Source organism: Archangium sp. (assembly GCF_036389735.1).
Taxonomy (GTDB): Bacteria; Myxococcota; Myxococcia; order Myxococcales; family Myxococcaceae; genus Archangium.
Genome location: NZ_DASVWK010000969.1, coordinates 1 through 4,430, shown reverse-complemented (window position 1 = coordinate 4,430; position 4,430 = coordinate 1). Strand labels below are relative to the sequence as shown.

Sequence of the window (4,430 nt, the reverse complement as noted above, 5' to 3'; positions counted from 1 at the left end):
ACTGGCGCTGCCCAGCGACTTCGGTGTGCTCGATCCCCATCACCTCGCCGACGCCCTGCCCGGGGTACACCGCTTTATCGCCGGTCTTGAAGCTCGTCTGCACTCGGTACCGCCTCCTTGGATGGCTCGACACCCGTCATCAGAAAGCCAATCACGAGTACCACAATCCGCCCCATCCAGCAACATTGTAGCCTTGACCCGCCCAGATTTTCCCGACTAGCCTCGGGACCTTTGCGTGGGTGCGCTCGCTCGGTAGGGCGATCCACCACGACGGGACGGATTGGGTTGGTGGGGGTGATGGTGGGCCGTTACTCGTGGCGCGATCTGACCGCGCGTCCTCTCTTCTTCCCCGCGGTGAGCCTCATGCTCGGCGCGGGGTTGAGCGTTCAAACTAAAGCCTTTAGCGGATTATTCCAGCTAATGGCCGCGTCGGCCGTGGGCGTTGCCGCACTCTGGCTCGCTCGCCTGCCTGGTGCCCATTTGAGCGTGCTCCTCTCGCTGGGGCTCACGGGCGCGGGGCTCGCCGCGCTGGAGGCCGGGGCGGATGTGCCACCCTCCCTCGAAGCAGGAGGCACCGCGGTGGTGGAGGGCGAGGTGGAGCGCGTGGAGCGCTTCGAGGACGCCACCCGCCTCCTTATAGCGGTGGCCCGTGTGGGACAGGGGGCCGGAACTCCCGCCCGTTTCCACGCGAGCCTCTACGCCCAGGGTGACCCCCCCGCCCTGCTGCCCGGACAACGCCTGCGGGTGGAGGCGAAGCTCAAGCCGCTCGAGCCCGCGCTGAACCCCGGAGAAAAGGACTTCTCCGCCACCCGGAGGCGGCAGGGCGTCATCTTCACCGGCGGCTTCCCCTCCGCGCGGATGCTGGTGCTGTCTCCACCCGCCGCGTGGCGCCAGTACCTCGTGCGCACCCAGGCGGGGCTCTCCGAGGCGGTGCGCGCCGTGGCCCCCTCCCCCGAGGCGGCGGCCCTCTTCCTCACCCTCGCCGCTGGGCAACGCGCCGCGCTCGATGACAGCCTGGAGGAGGACTTCTCCCGGAGTGGACTCGCGCACGTACTCAGCGTGAGTGGGCTGCATGTGGCGGCGCTCGCGCTCATGACCCTGGCCCTGCTGCGCTGGCTGCTCGTCCTGGCCGGCTCGCGCCTGCGCGGCCTGCGCCGGGTGGATGCCCGCCGTCTGGCCGCCCCCGCCTCCGTGCCCTTCGTCTGGGCCTACGTCGTCTTCACCGGCAACCAGCCTCCGGCGGTGCGCTCGGCGGTGATGGCCACGCTGGTGCTGCTGGGGCTCGCCCTCTGGCGACGGGCCGATGGGCTCAACAGCCTCGCCGCCGCCGCCGCGCTGCTCGTCGCCTGGGCTCCCTCCAGCGTCGCCGACCTGTCGCTCCAGCTCTCCTTCCTCGCCGTCTTCAGCCTGCTGCTGCTCACCCCCGCCCTGCGCGAGGCCGTGCCGCTCCCGCCCCCCGATCCGCGGGAGCCCCACCGGCTCAAGCGCCTGCTCGCGAGCACCCGGGAGACGGTGCTGGAGACGTTCTGCGCGAGCCTCGCCGTGACGGGGGCCAGCATCCCCCTCGTGGCCGGCACCTTCGGCCGAGCGAGCCTCGCGGGGCTCGTGTCCAACATCGTCTGCATGCCCCTGTGTGGCCTGCTCACCGGCTTCGCCGCGGGCGGCGCGGCCCTCTACGTGGTGTCGCCCGTGCTCGCCACCCCGCTGCTGTGGGGCGGCGCGTGGGCCTCGCAGGTCCTCCTGTGGCTCACCCGCTTCTTCGCGCACCTGCCGCTGGCCACCGTGGACCTGCCCGCCTTCGGCACCACGGCCGCCCTGCTCTACGCCGCGGGGCTCGCGTGCTGGGCCCTCGGCGAGCGGCGCTGGCGCCTCGGGGGACTCCTCACCCCCGTGGGGCTGGCGCTCGTCGTCCTCGTGCCGCGCCTCACCCCCGAGCCCGGCCTGCGCATCACCTTCCTCTCCGTGGGCCAGGGGGACTCGGTGGTGCTCAGCTCCGGAGGACACCATGCCCTCGTCGATGGCGGCGGCGTGCCCGGGGGCGCGGATCCGGGGCTGCGCATCGTCGTCCCCTTCCTGCGCGCCTCGCGCATCGACAAGCTGGACCTGGCCGTCCTCTCCCATCCCCACCCGGACCATGCCCTCGGGCTCATCTCCGCGCTGGAGCAGGTGCCCACCGAGCGCCTCTGGCTCTCCGCCGGCAGCACGGAGGGCGCGCTGTCCCGCAAGCTCGTGGCCTCGGCCCGGGGCGCCCAGGTGGAGGAGGTGCAGCTCGGGCATCCCTCCTACTCGCTCGGGGAGGCCACCCTGGAGGTGCTCGGCCCACCCGAGGACCGTGAGCTCATGGAGGGCGTGAACGACAAGAGCGTGGTGTTCCTCGTGCGCCACGGCGACGTCACCGTGCTGCTGCCCGGCGACGTGGAGGAAGAGGGTGAGGCCGCGCTCCTGGCGACGGGGAAACTCGGGCCGGTGACGGTGCTGAAGGCGCCGCACCACGGCTCGCGCACCTCGTCCACGGAGACCTTCCTCGGGCGACTCCGCCCACGCTACGTCGTCTTCTGCGTGGGCCGCCGCAACCGCTACGGCTTTCCCCACCCGGAGGTGGAGGCGCGCTACCGCACCCTGGGCACCGAGTGTCTTCGTACAGATGTTCACGGTGCCATCACCCTGGAGAGCGATGGGCGTGATGTCCGCCTGGGGACCTTCCTCCCATCCGAGGCCCCGCCCTCTCCAGCCCGGGTTGCTCCCGTGGCCTCCCATCACCACCCTTGAGGGGATGATTTCCGACGACCTGGATCTGCGTCAGCTCACCGCTGACCTGAAGCGCATGCTCGGCCCCGGCGAGCCCGTGGGCTATCTGCGTGGCAAGTCGCTCATGCGCGACGTGCTCGTGTCCATGAAGGGCTTCTCCGAGCTGGAGGCCGAGGAGCTCATCGACACGCTCGAGATCCGCGGCTTCCTACGCTTCCTCGGGGACCCCACCGAGCGCTCCGTGGCGGACGCGCACTGGGACATCTCCCCGCACTCGTAGCGTCTACTCGAAGACGAGCCAGCCGAAGCGCGGCAGCGCATGGAAGTCCCCCACGAAGAGGGGTGAGAAGGACTGTCCTTCCACCTGCTGCCGCTCCACGTGCTCCAGCCGGTAGGCGTTGAAGCGCCAGCGCTCCCCCTTCTTCGGCGGAGTGTTGGGCACCTGGGCCAGACGGGCGAAGGGAATCTTCAGCTCCACCCGCCAGCCCTCGTCCCGGTCCGACGGGTCGTCGAGCGTGCCGCGCACCTTCACCGCCGTCGTCATCCCCGAGTCCCAGCTCAAGTCCATCCCCTGCCGGCGCGCGGGGAAGTAGGCGTCGAAGGTGACGTTGTGCGGTGACACCTGCAGCTCGTTGTAGGTGCGCCCGTCCGCGTTGGCGTCGAGGAAGACCTCCACCACCTCCTGCTCGTAGATGGGCTCGTCCCGCTTGCGCAGGGTGCCCCAGATGTCGGGGTCCTCGGCGTCGAAGGCGACGTAGAGGTGCTGGTCGTCGTAGGCCAGGCGCGCCTCGGTGCGCAACGAGGGCTGGCGCCCATCGAAGCTGCCACGCAGCACCACCGGGGCGGCGTCCTTCCACACCGCGTCATTCAGCTCGCCATCGATGACCGGGGCCTTCGAAGCACGGCGGGCGGTGTACTCGGGCAGCGACGGGAGGCCGCCGCCAAGCTGTGGGCCCAGCATCCGGTTGTCGCCCGAGTGGGACTTCGGCTCATCCACCGGGAGGCGCTCGTCCCCGCGCCAGAAGCCGAGCACCACGCGGCCGGGCGCCGGAGGCATCGGCACCGTGTGGACGTCCTCCACCACCTTGCCCACGGGCCAGGAGCCCAGGGGGGCCGCGCCGCCCGCGAAGCCGTGGTCCGCGTTGATCATCATCTGCCCGGTGGCCGGGTCCACCACGTGCACGAAGAACTCCCAGCCCTGGGGCATGGCGCGAAGGGCCTCGAAGTAGTGCGCGAGCTGCACCGTCTGGCCGGGCGCCGCCGCCGGTGGGGTAATGCGCGTGCCGAGGTAGCGCACCGCCCCCCCGCCAAACGTGGCGCCACTGCGGTAGGTGAGGTTCTGCGGTGCGGTGTCCAGCACGCGGGCCTGGGTGGGCGGGGGCAGGGCCTTGGCGCGAGGCTTCGGGCCGGCCTGCTCGTCGCGGCAGGAGGTGGCGAGCAGCGTGAGCGTCAGCAGCGTCAGGAGGTGGGAGGCAGGGCGCATCGAGGCCGCGAATCCTAGCCCGGGCCGCGTCCGCGCGGGTGGACGGTGGAGCGAAGACGGGACGGCCCGCGGACGGCAACTCCCCGGAAATCCGCCCCTCCGGGCCGGCACCCCTCTTGCTGCCCTCGCCCGCACCATGCACTTCGAATTCGAGCACCTGGGCACCGCCACCCCCTTCGAGCTGCCCGAGGGCATCCAC

General features: G+C 71.4%; 4 protein-coding genes. 2 read left to right on the top strand and 2 right to left on the bottom strand.

From position 1 onward, the window contains the following. Nucleotides 1-103: CarD family transcriptional regulator (locus tag VF794_RS34550; protein WP_331117384.1), on the bottom strand; the 103-nt coding region annotated here is incomplete at its 3' end. Between the two features lie 317 nt (nucleotides 104-420). Between VF794_RS34550 and VF794_RS34545 the strand changes: the two genes are divergently transcribed. Together VF794_RS34545 and VF794_RS34540 are read left to right on the top strand one after the other, a co-directional pair. Continuing rightward, nucleotides 421-2,769, top strand: coding sequence for a DNA internalization-related competence protein ComEC/Rec2 (locus VF794_RS34545; RefSeq protein WP_414641000.1), 2,349 nt, complete (start codon nucleotides 421-423; stop codon nucleotides 2,767-2,769). Between the two features lie 4 nt (nucleotides 2,770-2,773). Next, nucleotides 2,774-3,028 (top strand): hypothetical protein, encoded by a 255-nt coding sequence (locus VF794_RS34540; protein ID WP_331117382.1) that lies wholly within the window; start codon nucleotides 2,774-2,776, stop codon nucleotides 3,026-3,028. Between the two features lie 3 nt (nucleotides 3,029-3,031). On the opposite strand, the gene VF794_RS34535 is transcribed toward VF794_RS34540, so the two are convergent. Then, nucleotides 3,032-4,231 carry a carbohydrate-binding family 9-like protein gene (locus tag VF794_RS34535; protein ID WP_331117381.1) on the bottom strand — a complete coding sequence of 400 codons (1,200 nt, stop codon included), beginning with the start codon at nucleotides 4,229-4,231 and terminating at the stop codon, nucleotides 3,032-3,034. Between the last annotated feature and the right edge of the window lie 199 nt (nucleotides 4,232-4,430).

Excerpts from the sequence above, each read along its gene's own strand:
- VF794_RS34540 (WP_331117382.1), top strand. The coding sequence starts at position 2,774 with ATGATTTCCGACGACCTGGATCTGCGTCAGCTCACCGCTGACCTGAAG.
- VF794_RS34545 (WP_414641000.1), top strand. The coding sequence starts at position 421 with ATGGCCGCGTCGGCCGTGGGCGTTGCCGCACTCTGGCTCGCTCGCCTG.
- VF794_RS34535 (WP_331117381.1), bottom strand. The coding sequence starts at position 4,231 with ATGCGCCCTGCCTCCCACCTCCTGACGCTGCTGACGCTCACGCTGCTC.